At 62.2% G+C, this 18,905-nt stretch carries 19 protein-coding genes; 11 read left to right on the forward strand and 8 right to left on the reverse strand.

The features are described 5' to 3' along the window. Nucleotides 1-13: 13 nt before the first annotated feature. Both AC2FMY_RS05555 and AC2FMY_RS05560 read right to left on the reverse strand, forming a co-directional pair. On the reverse strand, nt 14-3,808 hold the full coding sequence (locus AC2FMY_RS05555; RefSeq protein WP_496807105.1) for an efflux RND transporter permease subunit: 3,795 nt from the start codon (nt 3,806-3,808) through the stop codon (nt 14-16). Beyond that, nucleotides 3,805-5,058: an efflux RND transporter periplasmic adaptor subunit gene (locus AC2FMY_RS05560; RefSeq protein WP_480749748.1), complete on the reverse strand. Its 1,254-nt coding sequence runs from the start codon at nt 5,056-5,058 to the stop codon at nt 3,805-3,807. Before AC2FMY_RS05560 ends, AC2FMY_RS05555 begins: the two co-directional genes overlap by 4 nt. A gap of 225 nt (nt 5,059-5,283) precedes the next feature. Between AC2FMY_RS05560 and AC2FMY_RS05565 the strand changes: the two genes are divergently transcribed. The 5 genes from AC2FMY_RS05565 (at nt 5,284) to AC2FMY_RS05585 (ending at nt 10,573) form a co-directional block, all read left to right on the forward strand. Next, nucleotides 5,284-5,955 carry a hypothetical protein gene (locus tag AC2FMY_RS05565; protein ID WP_480749749.1) on the forward strand — a complete coding sequence of 224 codons (672 nt, stop codon included), beginning with the start codon at nt 5,284-5,286 and terminating at the stop codon, nt 5,953-5,955. Between the two features lie 56 nt (nt 5,956-6,011). Then, nucleotides 6,012-7,331 (forward strand): PQQ-like beta-propeller repeat protein, encoded by a 1,320-nt coding sequence (locus tag AC2FMY_RS05570; protein ID WP_496807106.1) that lies wholly within the window; start codon nt 6,012-6,014, stop codon nt 7,329-7,331. 48 nt (nt 7,332-7,379) lie between these two features. Beyond that, entirely contained in the window at nt 7,380-8,834 is a 1,455-nt protein-coding gene (der, locus tag AC2FMY_RS05575; RefSeq protein WP_496807107.1) for a ribosome biogenesis GTPase Der, read from the forward strand. Between the two features lie 161 nt (nt 8,835-8,995). Then, nucleotides 8,996-9,982, forward strand: coding sequence for a fatty acid desaturase (locus AC2FMY_RS05580; protein WP_496747598.1), 987 nt, complete (start codon nt 8,996-8,998; stop codon nt 9,980-9,982). A gap of 51 nt (nt 9,983-10,033) precedes the next feature. After that, complete coding sequence (locus AC2FMY_RS05585) at nt 10,034-10,573, forward strand: helix-hairpin-helix domain-containing protein (RefSeq protein ID WP_496747600.1); 540 nt, start codon at nt 10,034-10,036, stop codon at nt 10,571-10,573. 54 nt (nt 10,574-10,627) lie between these two features. Here the strand turns inward: AC2FMY_RS05585 and serS are convergent, their stop codons facing one another. Further along, nucleotides 10,628-11,920, reverse strand: a complete 1,293-nt coding sequence (gene serS / locus AC2FMY_RS05590; protein WP_480749754.1) for a serine--tRNA ligase — start codon at nt 11,918-11,920, stop codon at nt 10,628-10,630. 323 nt (nt 11,921-12,243) lie between these two features. Further along, on the reverse strand, nt 12,244-12,447 hold the full coding sequence (locus AC2FMY_RS05595; RefSeq protein ID WP_480749755.1) for a hypothetical protein: 204 nt from the start codon (nt 12,445-12,447) through the stop codon (nt 12,244-12,246). Between the two features lie 32 nt (nt 12,448-12,479). Between AC2FMY_RS05595 and AC2FMY_RS05600 the strand changes: the two genes are divergently transcribed. Continuing rightward, on the forward strand, nt 12,480-12,647 hold the full coding sequence (locus AC2FMY_RS05600; protein WP_496747602.1) for a hypothetical protein: 168 nt from the start codon (nt 12,480-12,482) through the stop codon (nt 12,645-12,647). Between the two features lie 7 nt (nt 12,648-12,654). On the opposite strand, the gene AC2FMY_RS05605 is transcribed toward AC2FMY_RS05600, so the two are convergent. From AC2FMY_RS05605 to AC2FMY_RS05620, 4 genes are all read right to left on the reverse strand, one after another. Beyond that, on the reverse strand, nt 12,655-13,071 hold the full coding sequence (locus tag AC2FMY_RS05605; RefSeq protein ID WP_480749756.1) for an SET domain-containing protein: 417 nt from the start codon (nt 13,069-13,071) through the stop codon (nt 12,655-12,657). Between the two features lie 167 nt (nt 13,072-13,238). Next, a complete protein-coding gene (locus AC2FMY_RS05610; protein WP_480749757.1) occupies nt 13,239-13,580 on the reverse strand; it encodes a chaperone modulator CbpM in 342 nt (113 codons plus the stop codon). Next, nucleotides 13,577-14,512, reverse strand: a complete 936-nt coding sequence (locus tag AC2FMY_RS05615; protein WP_496747604.1) for a DnaJ C-terminal domain-containing protein — start codon at nt 14,510-14,512, stop codon at nt 13,577-13,579. Before AC2FMY_RS05615 ends, AC2FMY_RS05610 begins: the two co-directional genes overlap by 4 nt. 51 nt (nt 14,513-14,563) lie before the next feature. Then, nucleotides 14,564-14,869 (reverse strand): hypothetical protein, encoded by a 306-nt coding sequence (locus AC2FMY_RS05620; protein WP_480749759.1) that lies wholly within the window; start codon nt 14,867-14,869, stop codon nt 14,564-14,566. 272 nt (nt 14,870-15,141) lie between these two features. Here AC2FMY_RS05620 and AC2FMY_RS05625 point away from each other — a divergent pair, with 272 nt between their 5' ends. From AC2FMY_RS05625 to AC2FMY_RS05645, 5 genes are all read left to right on the forward strand, one after another. Further along, entirely contained in the window at nt 15,142-15,342 is a 201-nt protein-coding gene (locus AC2FMY_RS05625) for a hypothetical protein (protein WP_496747606.1), read from the forward strand. A 147-nt stretch (nt 15,343-15,489) separates the two neighbouring features. Further along, a complete protein-coding gene (gene yajC, locus AC2FMY_RS05630; protein WP_480749761.1) occupies nt 15,490-15,774 on the forward strand; it encodes a preprotein translocase subunit YajC in 285 nt (94 codons plus the stop codon). Nucleotides 15,775-15,807: 33 nt separating this feature from the next. Then, nucleotides 15,808-17,469: a protein translocase subunit SecD gene (gene secD, locus AC2FMY_RS05635; protein WP_496807108.1), complete on the forward strand. Its 1,662-nt coding sequence runs from the start codon at nt 15,808-15,810 to the stop codon at nt 17,467-17,469. A 1-nt stretch (nt 17,470) separates the two neighbouring features. Continuing rightward, on the forward strand, nt 17,471-18,439 hold the full coding sequence (secF, locus tag AC2FMY_RS05640; protein WP_496747610.1) for a protein translocase subunit SecF: 969 nt from the start codon (nt 17,471-17,473) through the stop codon (nt 18,437-18,439). Continuing rightward, nucleotides 18,439-18,792, forward strand: a complete 354-nt coding sequence (locus AC2FMY_RS05645; protein WP_496747614.1) for an Mth938-like domain-containing protein — start codon at nt 18,439-18,441, stop codon at nt 18,790-18,792. The genes secF and AC2FMY_RS05645 overlap by 1 nt, the downstream gene beginning before the upstream one ends. Nucleotides 18,793-18,905: the final 113 nt, after the last annotated feature.

An 18,905-nucleotide genomic window follows, 5' to 3' on the forward strand; every position in this document is an offset into this window, starting at 1 on the left:
TGGCCCCTGGCCGTTACTCCGCCGCCTTGAGCGGTGGTGTTGGCGGCTGCGTGCTTTCCGGGTCTTTCGGGCTCCCATCGCGGATCTCCGGCGCCGTACTATCCTCCCAGATCACCTCGGTTGCCTGCATTCCGCTCGCCGCCCGGCCCAGGGCCATGTCCTGCGCGATACGGCTGGACCGGCCGGCGGTCAGACGCGCCAGCGCGCGGCCCAGCCAGATCGCATAGGTCGTGACCCACACCCGCAGCGCCAGGAACGACGGGGTGACGATCAGCGTCAGCACGGTGGCAATGCCCAACCCGAACACAACCGCCGTGGCCAGCTGCTTCCACCACAACGCCGTGGGGCTGTCGATCGAATAGCCGCCATTGATGAAATCCAGCGACAGGCCGAACATCATCGGCGTCAGGCCCGCCATCGTGGTCAGCGTGGTCAGCAGAACGGGGCGGATACGCGCCTCGGCTGTGCGTACGATGGCCTCGATCTTGGGCATATAGGCGCTGTATTCCTGATAGGTGTCGATCAGCACGATATTGTTGTTCACCACGATACCGGCCAGCGCCACGATCCCGGTTCCGGTCATGATGATCGAAAACGGCTGGTCCATCACCAGCATGCCCACCAGAACGCCCGTGGTGGACAGCACCACCGCCAGCAGCACCAGAACCGAATTGTAAAAGCTGTTGAACTGCGCCAGCAGGATCACGAACATCAGCCCCAGCGCCGCCAGGAATGCCTTGGACAGAAACTCCTGGCTTTCCGCCTGATCCTCCTGATCGCCGGTCCATTCCCAGCTGATGCTGTTGGGGAAGGGGCTGGTGTTCAGCCATTCGGTCAGCGCCACGATACGTTCATTCGGGTTGATCGGCGCAAATCGCGCCTCTTCGGCATCTATCCGGTCCTGCAGGATGTCCGCGTTTTCGACGTCGAACAGTCGAACCAGCGCATAGGTCTTGCCGTCGGCCCGTTCGACCGTCACGTCCTGCGCGGAGGTTCCCTCTTCGATTTCGCGCACGATGGCGAGGGTCTGTTCCGACCCGTCCGTATCCGTTGCCACAATCTTGATCAGCCCGCTTTCGACATCCGACTTGACGTCGTAATAACGCTGTTGGTCCACCCGGTTGATCTGGGCCAGCTTGTCGACCGGCTTGCGGGTGATAAAGTTCGACAGCGGCACCAGCCCGTCGGGCGTGCGCACCTTGAGTGTGTCCAGCGTCGACAGCACCCGGTCCTCTTCCGGCAGGCGCACGCGGATTTCGATTTCCTCGTCATTGCTCTCGGGCCGCATTTCGCCCAACAGGATGCCCCGCGTCACCAGCTGCACCATCGCGCCGACGGTGGCCACATCGGCGCCGAACCGGCCCGCCTTGGCCACATCAACGTCGATCTGCCAGTCGATGCCGGGCAGGGGCAGGTTGTCCTCGATCCGGATCAGGCCGGGGGTGGTCTCGAATTTTTCCCGTGCGGCCAGCGTGGCGGCGGTCAGATCCTCCCAGCCATCGCCCTTGATACGCAAGTGCACCGGCTTGGCCGAGGCCGGGCCGCGGCCCAAAACCTCAATCTCGACTTCGAAACCGGGCAGCTTGGCCAACTCTGTGTTCAGCTGTTCGATCACCGTGTTGCCGGCATAGTCCGGCGCGACAACCTCGCGCGACATCAGGCCGCCCAGCATCGGTTCGGCTACCTTCGGGCGGTCCTCCCATGGGGTGATCTCGAACTGCACCCGACCGACCGTGTCGGCAGGTGCCTGCGAGCCTCCGGTATTCTGGTTCAGCCCGCCTTCACCCGCAAAGGCAAAGATATTGGTGATCGCCGGGTGTGCGCCGATCACCGCTTCGGTCGCCTTCACCATCGCGTCCTTTTCGGTCAGCGAAAGGTTGCCGCGTGCCCGGACATAAGCGGTGGCCTGTTCCGGTTCGCTGTCGACAAAGAACTCCACGCCACGGTTGTTCTCGCCATAGATGTTCATGACGGTCATCACCGCAAAGCCGACAGCAGCGATCGAAACGATCGGCATGATCGGATTGCCAACGAGGAACTTGATGAAATGGCCAAACAGCGTGTGTTCCTCGGCGGAATGCACATGATCATCGGTCCGTTCGATCCGCGCCGCCCCAAGCGTCACCGACCCGGCAAAGGCACCAAACAGGAACAGCAACACGCCAAGGAGCGTGCCACCCGACGCACCCTCGGGCAGCAGGTAATGCGGATTCAATAGCTGCATCGCACCCAGGAAGATCGTGTAGAGCGCAGGGGGTACCAGCGCGGCCCGCACCAGCCACGGCGTTCGGACGCGCAGCCAGTCCGAGATGCGGCCGAACACCCGGCTCAGCCGCCCCGAAACCCCTCCCATCACAGGCAGATAGATCAGCGCCACCACCAGCGAAGCGGAAAGGACAAAGATCAGCGTGACGGGCAGCATGCCCATGAACTCGCCCGGAATGCCGGGCCAGAACAGCATGGGCAAAAACGCGCACAGTGTCGTTGCTGTCGACGACACGATGGGCCAGAACATCCGCTGCGCCGCCTCGACATAGGCGTGCATCGGGCCGACGCCTTCCTTGATGCGTTTGTCGGCATATTCGACAACCACGATGGCGCCGTCGACCAGCATGCCCACCGCAAGGATCAGACCGAACATCACGATGTTCGAGATGCTGACGCCCATCACGGCGAGGAAGGCAAAGCACAACAGGAACGAGGTGGGAATGGCGAACCCCACCAGCAGCGCCGCGCGCGACCCAAGCGAGGCCAGAACCACGATCATCACCAGTGCGATGGCGGTCAGGACCGAGCCCTCAAGCTGGCTGACCATCGATCCCACGACGCGGCTCTGGTCGTTCGACGTGCCGACCTCGACCGCCGCTTTCAATTCTTCGGGCCATTTCTCGCTTGAGGCCGCGACGGTCTGTTTCACCGCCTGAACCGTGTCGATCAGATTGAAACCCTTGCGCTTGACCACCTGCAGGGCAACCGTCGGCTCTCCGTCAAAGCGGGCGGTGCCCTCGCGGTCTTCAAAGGTATAGTTGATCTCGGCCAGTTCCCCCAGCGTCACAACCCGGTCGCCATTGACCTTGACCGGCAGGCCATAGACATCCTGCGCGGTCGTGAACGATGACGGGATCTTGACCGAAAACGTGCCCTGTTCGGTCTCGACCTCACCGGCAGCGATCAGCTGGTTGTTGTTCCGGACCACGTTGATCAGTTCGGCTGCGGTGACGTTATAGGCTTCCAGCCGCAGCGGATCGATGATCACTTCCAGCAATTCGTCGCGATTGCCCGCGATTCCGGCCTCCAGCACCGAATCCAGCGCTTCCAGATCATCCTGCAAATCCTTGGCAATGCGCGCCATTGTCCGTTCCGGAACCGCCCCGGTCAGGTTGACGATGACAATCGGAAATTCCGAGAAATTGATTTCGCTCAGCGTATACTGTTCGGCCCCTTCGGGGAAATCGGCCTGCGCCGTGTTCATCGCGTCGCGCACATCGGCGGTGATCGCGGTCTTGTCCCAGCCGAACTCGAATTCCAGCGCCACGCCGGCATAGTTTTCGGCGGCGGTCGAACTCATCTTCTTGAGCCCGTCCAGATCGGCCAGCTCGGTCTCCATCGGCTTGACCAGCAGGTTCTCGCTGTCCTCCGCCGAAATGCCGGGAAATTGAACCGACACGAACAGGGCGGGGATCTCGATATCCGGCTCGCCCTCCTTGGGCAGGCTGACATAGGCAAACCCGCCAACCACCAGCGAGATCGCGATAAAGGCCAGAACCATCCGGGCGCGCTTGGCGGCCCAGTCGACGATGCCGATCATTCCAAGACCTCCCGATAGGTCGGCGCTACGGCGACACCCTTGGTCACGAATTCCTGACCAACCACGATCACGTCAACGGTTTCAGGCAGGCCGCCCAGCCAGACGCCCTCGGTCGTGTCGCGCAACAGGCGCACCGGCAGGAAATCCACCACATTGCCCGAGGCCACGGTGCGCACGCCCAACTGGCCGTCATTGTTCAGCGTCAGTGCCGATTGCGGCAGCAGATGCGCCTTGGCCCCTTCCGACGAAATCGCGATCGAGGCGGTCTGGCCGTCGCGGATCGTCAGGTCCGGGTTCGGAACGGTGATTTCGACCTCGAATGTCCGGGTGGTCTCGTCGGCCGACCGGCTCAGGAACGTGACACGGCCTTGCACCTGACGACCGGTGGCCAGTGTGGCCCCGGCCTCGGCCCCGACCGCAATCCGGTTCACTTCGGTTTCCGGCACGAAACCGACCAGCTTGATCGGATCAAGCTGAATCACGGTCGCGCAGAGGCTGCCCGATTCGCGCTGCATCAGGCTGCCCAATTCGGCGGTATCGCTTTCCAGCAACCCGTCGAACGGCGCCTCGATCGTCAGGCGGTTGATTTCCCGCTCGGCTGCGGCCACGGCGGCGGTTGCGGCCTCGATTCCCGCGCGCGTTGTTTCCAGTCCGGCTTCGGCGGTCTTGATCCCCGCCTCGGCGGCCCGCATCCCGGCTTCGGTCGAGACGCGGCGCGTTTCCGAGGCATACCCCGTTTCCGAAAGTTTCCGGGCGGCGGTGTTGTTTATTTCCGCCTCCGCCAGCCGGGCGCGTGCCTCATCCAACAGCGCCTCGGCCTCCGGCTGCCGGCTTTCCGCCTCGATCTTTCTTGCCTTGGCTTCGGCCAGATCGGCAAATCGCGTACCGGGATCAAGCTCACACAAAAGATCACCGGTCTTCACAAATGCGCCCTTGCGCTTGGGCTCCGAGATCACGGTCGAGGTGGTCTCGGCGCGCACTTCGACCTGGCGGTTCGCCTTGGTCTGGCCTCTCAGAAACACCGCGCTGTCAATCTCGCGCGCCTGAGAACGCAGGGCGACAACCGCCACGGCGTTCGGGTCGGCGGCGTCCTGACCGGCTTCCGCAACGTCATCGCCTGTCTGATCGGCCTGCGGCTGCGCCGCCGCCGCTTCATACCCGGCAAAGGCCAGAAGGGCCGGTCTTTCAAATACAAGCAGGTAAAGCGCAGTGATCACCAGAAAAGCGGTGAGGATTGGGATCAATCGCATCGTGTGCCCTTTTCAAATCTGTCCTGACAACGGAACTCAACGGCATTTGGTATCAGATGGGGACTCATAATCGACTTGTCCATACTGAACGGACTAGTTCAGTTTATTTTTTTTGGACTGACAGCGCAAGGGAGATCGAATTGGTCGATCCGGGGTACTTGGCTTGCAAGTTGCTGCGGGGTATGACAGGCGCGGTACAGCCTGAAGCAACACCCGGGGGCAGGGATGAGTGACGTTGACAGTTTCATCGATGAGGTGACCGAAGAGGTCCGCCGCGACCGCCTGTTCCTGATGCTGAAAAGATGGGGCTGGGTCGGGGCGCTGGCCGTGGTCGCCATCGTGGGTGGCGCCGCGTTCAATGAATACCGCAAGGCGCAAACCACGGCAGCGGCTGAAAAGCTGGGCGATGAAATCATCGCCGCCCTGTCCCGGAACGACGCGGCGGGCCGCGCAGCCGGTCTGGAACAGATCAATGCCGAATCCGCCGGTGGCGACGCGGTGCTGCAGATGATGATCGCAGCTGCCCAGGCAAGCTCCGGTTCTGCCGACTCCGCCGCTCAGGGATTGAATCAGGTGGCTTCCAACGGCGAAGTGCCAGAGATTTACCGCCAGATCGCGGCCTTCAAGGCGCTGTTGATTCAGGGCGACGCCCTGCCTGTGGCCGACCGGCGGCAACAGTTCGAGGCGCTGGCCCAGCCGGGCGCACCCTTGCGCCTTCTGGCCGAGGAACAGCTTGCCCTGATCGATATTTCCGAAGGCGATGCAAGCGCCGCCCTGTCGCGTCTCGAAGCCCTGCGGCAGGACGCCGAGGTCGGAGTTGACTTGCAACAGCGCGCGACACAGTTGATTGTGGCGCTGGGCGGCAAGCCCGAACCCATTCCCGGACAGCAGGGCTGAAACGGATCTGACCCGGACCCGGGTCATTGGTGAAACACAGGCGAGTTCAGAATACGATGGCTAATACGACCTTTCCCCGCCTTGGGGTCACGCTGATGGGGCTGGCGATCATGACGTTGGGTGCATGCCAGCCACCCGAAGCGATCCTGCCCGGCGAGCGTGAGGATATCCGCCCCATCGAAGACACCGTAAGCAAGGCGGCAGGGTCCAAGCCCATCAGCCTTCCTTCGCAACAGAACAATGCGACCTGGGCGCAAAGCCCCGGCACGGCGGCCTATCGCACCACCAATCCCGCGCTGCGCGCCGCCCCGCAACAAATCTGGTCGACCTCGATCGGCAGCGGCGATTCCCGCCGGCAACGGATTACCGCCGACCCGGTCGTTGCTGGCGGCCTGATCTATACGCTTGATTCGGCGGCCACCGTCACCGCGGTGACGCCGCAGGGAGGAACCGTCTGGAGCACCGACCTCATCCCGACGGGTGAAAGCGCCGAACAGGCCACCGGCGGCGGGCTGGCCTATGATGGCGGCGTTCTCTATGTGTCTTCGGGTTTTGGCCGGCTGACCGCGCTGGATGCCAAGACGGGGGCTGTCCGCTGGCAGCAGCGGCTGAACGCCACCGGCAGTGGCACGCCAACGATTCGCGACGGGCTTCTGTATCTGGTGGCCGGGGATGACACCGGCTGGGCGATCCGGACAAAGGACGGGCGCATTGCCTGGCAGGTCGATGCGACACCCAGCGTCGGTAATGTTCTGGGCGCTCCGGCCCCTGCCATGACCTCGGACCTGGTGGTTTTTGCCTTTGGCTCCGGCGATATCACGTCAAGCTTCCGCAGGGGCGGGATCGTGCGGTGGAACGCTTCCATCGCCGGTGGCCGTCAGGGTCGCGCCGTCGCCCAGATCGGTGACGTGACCGGCGGGCCGGTGGTGTCGGGCAACACGATCTATGTCGGCAACCACTCCGGACGCACCGTGGCCTTTCAGGCCGACTCGGGCGAGCGGAAATGGACCGCCAGCGAAGGCGCGCTTGGCCCGGTCTGGCCCGTGGGTGACAGCATCTTCATGGTCAGCGACCGCAATCAGCTGTTGCGTGTGAACGCCTCGAACGGTTCGACCATCTGGGCGCGCGATCTTCCCGGCTTTGTCAAGGACAAGCCTCGCAAGCGCGGCGCGGTCTATGCCCATTACGGCCCGATCATGGCGGGCGGCAAGGTCATCATCGCCTCGGGCGATGGATATCTGCGCTTCTACAATCCCGCAGACGGCGTCATGACCAGCCGCATCGAACTGCCGGGCGGGGCGTCCACCGCGCCCGTCGTGGCGGGGCAGACGCTCTATGTCGTGTCGACCAAGGGCCAATTGCACGCTTTCCGTTGACGGCCAGACGCGTTATAGGGCGCGTCTGAGTCTTGAAAGTAAAGTGACATGTCCCTGACCCTCGCCATCGTGGGGCGCCCGAATGTGGGCAAATCCACCCTGTTCAACCGCCTTGTCGGCAAACGGCTGGCGCTGGTCGACGACCAGCCAGGCGTCACGCGCGACCTGCGCGAGGGCGAGGCGCGCCTGGGCGATCTGCGCTTTACCGTGATCGACACGGCGGGGCTTGAGGATGCCACCGACGACAGCCTGCAGGGCCGCATGCGCCGCCTGACCGAGCGCGCGGTGGACATGGCCGATGTCTGCCTGTTCCTGATCGACGCCCGTGCCGGGGTCACGCCGGTGGACGAGATCTTTGCCGACATCCTGCGAAAGCGCTGCGATCATGTCATTCTAGCGGCCAACAAGGCCGAAGGTGCGGCGGCGGATGCGGGCGTGCTCGAAGCTTACGGTCTGGGGCTGGGCGAACCGATCCGCCTGTCGGGCGAGCATGGCGAGGGCATGACCGACCTTTACACGCACCTCATGCCGCTGGCCGATGCGATGGCCGAGAAGGCCGCCGAGGACGCGCCGGAAACCGACGTGGATCTGGACGAGGAAGATGCGGAAGACGGCGCAGTTCCGGCAATCACCGCGTCCAAACCGCTGCAGGTGGCTGTGGTGGGCCGCCCCAATGCGGGTAAATCCACCCTGATCAACAAGATTCTCGGCGAAGACCGCCTGCTGACCGGACCCGAGGCCGGGATCACCCGCGACGCGATTTCCCTGCGCACCGACTGGAACGGCACCCCGATGCGGATCTTCGATACCGCCGGTATGCGCAAAAAGGCGAAAGTGCAGGAAAAGCTGGAAAAGCTTTCCGTTTCTGACGGCCTGCGCGCGGTCAAATTTGCCGAGGTGGTGGTGGTTCTGCTCGACGCGGCAATCCCCTTCGAACAGCAGGATCTGCGCATTGCCGATCTGGCAGAACGCGAAGGACGCGCCGTCGTTGTTGCCGTCAACAAATGGGATGTCGAGGACCACAAGCAGGACAAGCTGCGCGAACTGAAAGAGGCGTTCGAGCGTCTGTTGCCGCAACTGCGCGGCGCGCCGCTGATCACCGTGTCGGCAAAGACCGGCAGGGGCCTTGATCGCCTGCACGACGCCATCCTGCGCGCCCATGACGTCTGGAACCGCCGGGTGCCGACAGCGGCACTGAACCGTTGGCTGACCGGCATGCTGGAACAGCACCCGCCGCCAGCGCCGCAGGGCAAGCGGATCAAGCTGCGCTACATGACCCAGGCCAAGACCCGCCCGCCCGGTTTCGTGGTGATGTGCTCGCACCCCGACAAGATGCCGGAAAGCTATACGCGTTATCTGGTCAACGGGTTGCGGGCCGATTTCGACATGCCCGGCACCCCGATCCGTCTGACCCTGCGCGGGCAGGGGGACAAGAACCCCTATAAGGGACGGCGCAAGAAAAACGCCGGTGCGCTGGCCAAGCACCTCAATCGCAAGGCGTAACTGCGCCAATTCGCAGCATTTTCACCTCAGACACGTGACAACGCTCGACCTATGGCGTTAGCATGAATGCGCGCACAAGATTCTGCGCGCGGCTTGCATCCCTGCAGGCCGCACCCATTTTTGAACACAGTTTGGGCCAGCCATCGTGGGGAGCGTACGGCATGGATCTGAGAAGTTACACACGTCAATACGCGGTGCAGGACAACCGCCGTGCCGGGTTCAGCTATTTCGGCACATTCGCGGTCTATTTCACCGCGCTCGCGCTGGCGATCCGGTACGTGGATCATTGGGTCATCATGATCCCCGCAGGCATCGTCTTTGCCTTCTGCGCCGTGCGCCTCTATGTGCTGCAACACGATTGCGGCCACCATTCCCTGTTCAAGACACGCGGGCAAAACGAACTGGCCGGCCATGTGCTGTCGCCCTTCACCTTTGCTCCTTTCGAGGTGATGAAGCAGAACCACAACCTGCATCACGTAGGCGTCGGCAACCTGGAACACCGTGAAACCGGTGAGATCCACACCATGACCCTGCGGGAATGGAACGCGGCGGACTGGAAGACGCGCCTGTTCTACCGGCTCTACCGCAACCCGTTCTTCCTGGTGCCGATCGGGGCGCTGTTCACCTATTTCATCCGCTATCGCTGGCCCAAGAACACCACCCGGTTCGGTGTCCGGGGCGTGGTGCTGCACAACCTGTCGATCGTGGCGATGCTGGGCCTGCTGTATCTGGCCACAGGCAAAACCGGCGTTCTGCTGTGGCTGGCCTTTTCCTTCCTCGGCGGCATGCTCGGGGTGTTCCTTGTCTATCTGCAGCACAATTTCGAGGACACGTACTGGGATCGCCGCCCCGATCTCGACCCGCAACTGGCCGCGCTGCAAGGCTCGTCGGCGCTGGATTTCGGCTGGTGGTTCGATGCGTCGGTGGCCTGCATCACGCTGCACGACATCCACCACTTCAACGCGCGCATCCCCTCCTACCGGTTGCGCGCCTGCCACTACAACCTGCCACCCGAATACACCCCGCGCCGCATCAAGTTCCCCGAGGCGGTGGCGGCGCTGAATCTCAAGCTGTGGGACGAAGACGCAAAGCGCCTCGTGCCGTTCCCCGACAGCTCTTCGGCCGATCCGGTGGCGTCGGCCGGATAACCTGATAGATACATGTTGAAACGCGCGCCCCAGGCAACACAAGGAGCAGAAATGAGCCCGGTCACACTCGTACGCGGCATTGGCGCGGCACTGGCCAATGCCCTCAAGGACCACGGTATCGAAAACGTCTCGGCGCTCGCCAAGGCGACGCCCGAGCAACTGATCAAGGTGCCCGGCATCGGCAAGGCGCGCGCGCCCGTCCTGATCGCCGCGGCCCGCGAACTTGCCGTATCCGAACCCGCGGCGAAACCACTGGCGCGTGCCACGCGTAGTCGCAAACCGGCGGCAAGCAAGGCCAAAAGCCGCCGCCCGGCACCGGCCGCTGTCGTGGTCCTGAGCGAGGTTCAAAAGGCCGAGGCCGACCGTAAGGCAGCGCAGGAAGCGGCCGAGCTCGAAAAGATCGAGGCCAAGGCCCGCAAGAAAGCCAAGGCAAAGGCCAAGGCCGAAAAAGCCGCCCGGAAAAAGGCCGAGATGGAGGCAAAGTTCAAAAAGGCCAAGGACAAGATCAAGGCCAAGAAGGACAAAAAGAAAAAAGACAAGAAAAAGAAAGACAAGAAGGACAAGAAGGACAAGAAAAAGGGGAAGAAGTAACGCCTCCCCCTTGTCCCGTCGAAACCGGCCCCGCGATCCGCGGCGCCGGTTTTCTTATGCCAGCGTACCGTCCAGCTGCAGCGTCAGCTTGCCGCCCAGATAGGGGGCCAGAACCTCGGGAAGGGTGACGGTGCCATCCTCGTTCTGGCCGTTTTCCAGCACCGCGATCAGACAGCGCCCGACGGCCAGACCCGATCCGTTCAGCGTATGCACGAATTCCGGCTTGCCGCCGCCTTCGGGGCGAAAGCGCGCATTCATCCGGCGCGCCTGAAAATCGCCGCAGGTCGAGACCGAACTGATTTCGCGATAGGTGTCCTGCCCGGGCAGCCACGCCTCGATGTCATAGGTACGGCGCGCGCCGAACCCCATGTCGCCGGTGCACAGCACCACGGTGCGATAGGGAATGCCCAGCTTTTCCAGAATCCCCTCGGCGCAGCGCAGCATGCGCTTCTGTTCCTCTTCCGATTTGTCGGGATGCGTGACCGACACCATCTCGACCTTTTCGAACTGGTGCTGGCGCAGCATGCCGCGCGTGTCCTTGCCCGCCGATCCGGCCTCCGAGCGGAAGCACAGCGAATGCGCGGTATAGCGGCGCGGCAGATAGCTTTCCTCGACAATGCAATCACTGACGATATTGGTCAGTGACACTTCGGAGGTCGGGATCAGCCACCACCCCTCGCGGGTCTGATAGCTGTCTTCGCCGAATTTCGGCAACTGGCCGGTGCCCTGCATCATTTCCGACAGCACCAGAACCGGGCCGTTGACCTCGGTCAGGCCGTTTTCGTTGATATGCGTGTCCAGCATGAACTGCGCCAGCGCCCGGTGGATGCGTGCAACACCGCCCGACAGCAGCACAAAGCGCGCGCCCGAGAGTTTGGCGGCGGTTTCGAAATCCATGCCGTTCTGCACCGCTTCGATCTCGAAATGCTCCTTGGGCGCAAACCCCATTTCGCGCGGGGTGCCCCAGCGGTTGATCTCGACATTGTCGTTCTCGTCCGCTCCCTGCGGCACGTCGTCCGCCGGCAGGTTGGCGATACGCGACATCTGGTCGTTCAGCAGCGCGTCAAGGTCCTTGGCCTCGTTCTGCATCCGCGCGATCTCGGCCTTTTTCTCGGCCACCAGCGTGCGCAGCCGCGCGAATTCGGCCTCGTCCCCGCGCGCCTTGGCGGCACCCACGTCCTTGCTGGCCTTGTTCTGTTCGGCCTGCGCGGTCTCGGCCGCCAGGATCTTGGCGCGGCGCTCTTCATCAAGACGCAACAGGTCCGACGACACCGGCGCGTCCCCACGGCGCGCAAGAGCGGCGTCGAAGGCGGCGGGATTTTCGCGAATGGCGCGGATGTCGTGCATGGGTTTGGTTCCCTTGATGAATTGCGACTCGATACCCGCCTTATGCCTCAACTGACTGGCAGAGGGTAGGGTGGTTCATTCATCCCATGTCGAGGGGGCATTGGGATCGAAACCGATGGATTTTTGCCACCTGCGCCAAATGTTCTTAAGAGTTTCCCAGCCAGTTAAGTCTTTTGTCCAGTGCAGTTGCTCTTGCTCGGGTTCACGTTCAACGCTCCCGTCGCAAATAATATGGCTAAGTGTTTCATTGCTTAGTTTCAGTTCTCTTAAGTCAGCGTCACGAACCAGGCTGGCACTGACACGACAATTGAATAAAACGTTCTCTAGGCCGGAAGTCCTTCTGAAATAGCATCCGTCAAAAACGGAACCCTGAACAACAGCCCCATCTTCTTCTGACCGTGAACCAGCGGATCGACCGGGCGGTTATCTTCGGGCAGGGCGACAAAGACCACGAGAATGGCAAACAGGACCGCACCCGCGCCTGTCAATATCCAGAACAGTTCCGGCTCAATCGGTATCTCGGTCACGTGCTCGGCCTCACTCGCGTTTGGCGTGCATCATGAGCAGAAATCGGGCCGATGCCAAGACGCTGCAGGTGGCTGAAACCAAGGATATTCAAGTGTACAAAACGAACAAGTGGGGGTCGAAAACCGGTACAATTGGAACATTTCGCCGGTACAAGCCGAACTGCCCAAAGAAAAAGGCCGGGCGTTGCGGCCCGGCCTGAGTGTTCACTAATTCAAAACCGCCTCGATCCGGCTCACCCGGTGACGCGGCGGTTGCATGACGATGTCACCCGTCAAAAAATCGGCATAGTCGCAGGTCAATTCGACCCCTGCCGGGATGTCTTCCTTGGCCACGCCCCAGATCCCGCCCGAAAAATCCAGGTTGGGATACATCGAATGGTTCATGAACCGCCCTTCATCACTTTCCAGAATCAGGTATCCCGGACGATGGATATCGGGATAGCTGTAGCGTTCCAGAAACTCCCGGACATGCGGCTCGACATTGTCGAGCTTGGTTTCGGGGAACGTGATGTCAAGCATTCTGTCATGCCGCCAGACCTTGTCACCCCTGGCAATATCGTCATGACAAAACACGCCCAACCCTTCGATTTCGGAGGGGGCGAGGTAGCAGCGCACCATCATCATGCGCCTGTTCCTTCTACATGGAATGGCCGGGCCGCCTTCCGGGCCGGAAAGAGGGGGCAACCCCCGCGCTCGGCGGCTAGCGCGAGGAAATCCTAAGCGCCGAATCGCGGAAAAAAGCAACTGAAATTATCGTCCTGCCTTTGCGGCGCACCGGGTTCACGGCGGCATCAATCCTCCGCATCATCCCGCATGGCATGAAACCGCGCGATCACGGCGGTCCGCACCTCGTCGGGTTCTGCCTCCAGCGCATCGGTCAGGCGTCGCAATTCGCGGCGCGTCTGGTGCAAACGGTCGATGAGCGTCAGCACGACAGGAACGGTATTTGCCGGAACCGACATTTCCTTTCTCAGATCGCATAACAGGCGCAGGCGGGCGATATCAACCTCGTCGAAAACCGGGCCTGTCCTGCCCTGCGCCGGGCGCACCCAACCTTCGCGAACCCAGACCCGCAATTCCCGCAGGCTCAGGCGTTCGATGCGCTGAACAACGGCGCGTTCATCCAGTTTCATACCCGCCTCCGCATATCCTTGCGCGGGTCGAAGCCCGCGTGATCCCGCCAGCGCCTGGCCATGTCTTCCATCCCGGCGTCGATCCGGTCTGGCAGCATGATTCTCAGGCGCACATACTGATCCCCGGCCGCGCCTTTTGGCGGGGCAATCCCCTTGCCCTTCAACCGCAACCGGTGCCCCGACGATGCCCCTTTCGGGATCGACATCGACACCGTGCCCGAGATCGTCGGTACATCGACCTTTGCCCCCAGTACCGCCTCGTCAAAGGTGATCGGCAACTCCATCTCGATATCGCTGCCGTCTCGCGAAAACACCGGATGAGGCCGAACGCCGATGGTCACCAACGCATCCCCCGCCGGCCCCTGACCATAACCCGGCCCGCCCTTGCCGCGCAGGCGCAGGGTCTGACCGTCCCTGACACCTGCGGGAATCGAGAGTTCGATCTTTTTCCCGTCCGGCATGGTGACGCTGCTTTTTGCGCCCTGCGCGGCATCGAGGAAATCCACGTCGAGGTGATAACGTGTATCCGCACCCCGAGCATGGACCTCCTGCCGGAACCCCCCGCCGCTGCCCCGCGCGCGCCGCCCGAAGAGTTCAGAGAACAGGTCCGACATGTCCTCGTAGTCACCCGGCCCGCCGCCCGGATCGTAACGGCGCCCCGCATCCTGCCCGGCATAGTGGTGATAATACTGCCGTTCGGGCCGCTCCTGTCCGCTGGCGTCGATCTCGCCGGCATCGAAGCGTTTGCGCTTGTCGGGATCGCCCAACAGGTCATAGGCGGCAGAGACCGCCTGAAACTGCGCCTTCTTGTCCGGATCGTCGGGGTGAAGGTCGGGATGCAGGGATTTCGCGAGCTTGCGATAGGCTTTCTTTATTTCATCCTGCGTCGCTGTTTTTGTAACGCCAAGAATGGCATAGGGATCGTCGTTCATCTGTCACGACCTGTTCGTGGCTGTTGAATACCATTCGATATCAGCGCAGTCTCAGGACCGGGTCAACAACATGACGGTACGCGGAGAAAGCGCATTTTGTCGCCGCGCCAGCCTGTCCTGCGCGATCTTCAGTTTCAGATGCGCAACCGCCAGCCTTTGCAGCGCCTTTTCCCGGTCGTCATACAGCCTTCGAATGCGCGATCCCGGGTTGCCGATCATCCAGCGGCTTCGACCGATGGTTTCCGGAACCAACGCCGAAGCTTCGCGCAACCCGGCCTTCCAGGCGGTATCGGCAGTGTCATAGGAACGGGCGGCCCGGAACAGAACACGACGCCGCGTATTCAGATATGGATGCATTGCAATGCCCTCGACAAGCCCCGGCGCGGATGGCCAGCCACCCTTGAGCCGGAGGAGATACGCGTCACCTGTTGCAAGCCTAATTCCGTCTCGGACGGAACGTCAACAGTTGGCAAGGACGGATTGGTTGAGGGGCGCTGCCCCTTTTGCCCTGCGGGCAATTCACCCCGGGGTATTTGAGACCAGAAAGAAGCGGCAGGAAGGGAATGAGAGCTTGTCATCGCAGGTGGAAACGGGTTTGTTTCGGCCAGTTTTCCTTGTTGGGGCAAAACTTGCTGGCTGTCCCGGGCCTCGCTTCGATTTCTCCAGACCGGAAAAGTGTCGTCATCCTGTCCGCCGCCATGCCGATATTCGGCGTCTGCACTGTGCTGGCGCAGGAGCAGGGGCAGGAGGGCATCGCCTCGGTCGCCCTGCTGGCGGCAACCTTCCTGGCCTTTGTCACGCTCTCGGCCGTGTTGCTGTGGCTGAGTTGAGGGTCGACGCGGATGCCGCCGGGCGGCAACGCCAAAGTTTCTCTGGCGCAAGCGCTCCTTCGCCGCTTGCACCTTGCCGCGTCAACGCATAGGTTCCCGGCAAATTTGCGGGGTTGACCCCGCCTCGTCAAAACAAAGGAATATCCCATGGATGGTGGCGCAATTGCCCAGTTTCTCCCGCTGATCCTGATTTTCGGCATCATGTACTTCCTGCTGATCCGTCCGCAGCAGAAAAAGATGAAGACCCATCAGGCCATGGTCGATGCGCTGCGCCGGGGTGATCAGGTGGTCACGCAAGGCGGCCTCATCGGTAAGGTTGCCAAGGTCAAGGAAGACGGCGAAATCGAGGTCGAGATTGCCGAAGGCGTCAAGGTGCGGGTGGTCAAGGCGACTATCGCGCAGGTTCTGAACAAGACCGAACCGGCGAAATAACTTCGTTCCGCAATTCCTTGAAAAGGCAGGGTAATGCTGCAAATTGATACCTGGAAGCGGGTTCTGATCTGGTCGGTCTGCGTGATCGGCCTGCTGTTGGCCCTGCCAAATGCGTTCTATACCCGCGTCGAGCAATCGAACGACGCGCGGACCGCCATCGAACTGGGCAACGATACGCCCGAGATGCAGGCCGTCGCGGGTCGGTGGCCAGGCTGGATGCCGTCGTCTCTGGTCAATCTGGGCCTCGACCTGCGCGGCGGTGCGCATCTGCTGGCCGAGGTTCAGGTCGGTGATGTCTACGAATCCCGGATGGAGGCGATGTGGCCCGAAATCCGCGACGCGCTGCGCGACGAACGCGCGACGGTCGGCACCATCCGCAAGCAGCCCTCGGCCCCGGACGAGATTCGCATCCGGATCAGCCAGCCCGAAGGCATGTCCCGCGCCCTCGAAACAGTCCGCGGCCTGTCGCGCCCGATCCAGACCCTGACAGGAGCGGGGGCGTCGGATATCGACGTGCGCGCCGACGGCGATGTCATCGTGGTTCAGCTGTCCGAGGCTGAAAAACTGGCCTCTGACGATCGCACCGTTCGGCAGGCGCTGGAAATCGTGCGCCGCCGGATCGACGAGGTCGGCACCCGCGAGCCCACCATCCAGCGCCAGGGCGCCGATCGCATCCTGATTCAGGTGCCCGGCATCGGCAGCGCATCCGAGTTGAAAGACATCATCGGAACGACCGCACAGCTGACATTCAACCCGGTCGTCTCGCGCGGCACCGATCCCGACGCCCAACCGGGAATAGGCGAAAAAGTCATCCCGTCGATCGACGAAGAGGGTGTCTATTACATCATCGAATCCGCCCCCGTCGTCACCGGTGAGGAACTGGTCGATGCGCAGCCCTCGTTCGATCAGAACGGGCGCCCTGCGGTAAATTTCCGCTTCAACACCTCGGGGGCGCGCAAATTCGGCGACTATACCCGCGACAATATCGGCGCCCCTTTCGCCATCGTTCTGGATAACGAGGTGATCTCGGCCCCGGTGATCCAAAGCCATATCCCCGGCGGCTCGGGCATCATCACCGGCCGCTTCACCGTCGAGGAAAGCACCAACCTGGCCGTGCTGCTGCGCGCCGGTGCGCTGCCTGCCGGTTTGGAATTCCTCGAAGAACGCACCATCGGCCCGGAACTGGGTCAGGACAGCATCGATGCGGGCAAGGTGGCGACCATCGTGGCCTTCGTTGCCGTGCTGGGCTTCATGGCGCTCAGCTATGGTCTGTTCGGCATCTTCGCCAATATCGCCCTGCTGATCAACGTGGGCCTGATCTTTGGCCTCTTGTCGCTGATCGGCGCCACGCTGACGCTGCCAGGCATCGCCGGGATCGTACTGACAGTCGGTATGGCGGTGGACGCCAACGTGCTGATCTTTGAACGCATCCGCGAGGAACTGAGAACCGCCAAGGGACCCGCTCGCGCGATCGAGCTCGGCTATGAAAAGGCCCTATCGGCCATTCTTGACGCCAACATCACCACCTTCATCACGGCGGTGATCCTGTTCGCCATCGGCAGCGGCCCCGTTCGCGGCTTTGCCATCACTCTGGGCCTCGGCCTGATCACATCCGTCTTCACCGCGATCTTCGTGACCCGTGTTATGATCGTGATGTGGTTCGAACGCCGCCGCCCGAAAACGATCGAGGTCTGACATGCGTATGAGACTTGTTCCCGACGAAACCTCGTTCGATTTCTTCAAGCGCTGGAAATTGTGGCTGGGCATTTCTGCCCTGATGGTCGTGGTGGGCTTTGCTTCGTTCATGATACAGGGGCTGAATTTCGGCATCGATTTCCGTGGTGGCACCACGATCCGAACCCAAAGCACCCAACCGGTTGACGTGGGCCTCTATCGCGATGCGGTCTCGCCACTGGGATTGGGCGATGTGACCATCACCGAAATCTTCGACCCGACCTTCGGCGAGGATGAAAACGTCGCCATGATCCGCATTCAGGCCCAGGACGAGGCCGAGGCGGTCTCGACCGAAACCATCGCCGCCGTCGAAAGCGCCCTCAGCCAGGCCGCGCCCGACATCCAGTTCGTGTCGGTGGAATCGGTCGGTCCGAAAGTGTCGGGCGAATTGATCAAGTCGGCGGTCATCGCCGTCGCCCTCGCCATCGGCGCGGTGCTGATCTATGTCTGGATGCGCTTCGAATGGCAGTTTGCCATCGGCGCGGTGGCCGCGCTGGTACACGACGTCATCCTGACCATCGGCATCTTTTCCGAACTTCAGATCCGGTTCGACCTCGCGATCATCGCGGCCCTTCTGACGATTGTCGGTTACTCGCTGAACGACACGGTGGTGATTTTCGACCGCGTACGCGAAAACCTGCGCAAATACAAGAAGATGGACCTCAAGGAGGTGCTGAACATCTCGATCAACGAAACCCTCAGCCGCACGGTGATGACCTCGCTGACGACGCTGCTGGCGCTGGTCTCGCTTTACGTGCTGGGCGGCGACGTGATCCGCGGCTTCGTCTTCGCGATGATCTGGGGCGTGATCGTGGGAACCTATTCCACCGTGTTCGTCGCCTCGACCATCCTGTTGTGGCTGGGCGTCAAACGCGACTGGTCCAAGCCCTCGAACACCTCGGGCAACCAGTTCGCCAATATCGACGCCTGATGCGCCTGAACGAGGTCACATATACCGATGCCAAACCGGTCGATGGCTATGGCCCCGGCTTCTTCCGCATCGGCGGGGAATTGTTCGCAGGGGCCGTCCTGACCGGCCCCGCCGGAACCGGCCCGTGGGGCGGGTATGATGACATAGATCCGTTGCTGAATCTTGCCGACCGGATCGACGTGCTCTTCATCGGCACCGGTGCCGAGATGGCGCACATCCCGGCCCCTTTGCGCACCACGCTCGAAGCGGCGGGTATCGGGGTAGAGCCGATGAATTCCCCCGCCGCCTGCCGCACTTACAACGTGCTTCTGTCCGAGGGCCGGCGCATCGCCCTGGCGATGATCCCTGTCTGACCTGCGCCCTTCATCTGTTGACAAATACTCCGGAGAGCGCGAGGGGCTGGTCCCTCGCTCCGGTCCCTGCGGCAAAAGCGGCCTTTTGCCGTCGCGTCCAATGGGATAAGCGG

This window comes from Ruegeria sp. YKSE079, from assembly GCF_059612845.1.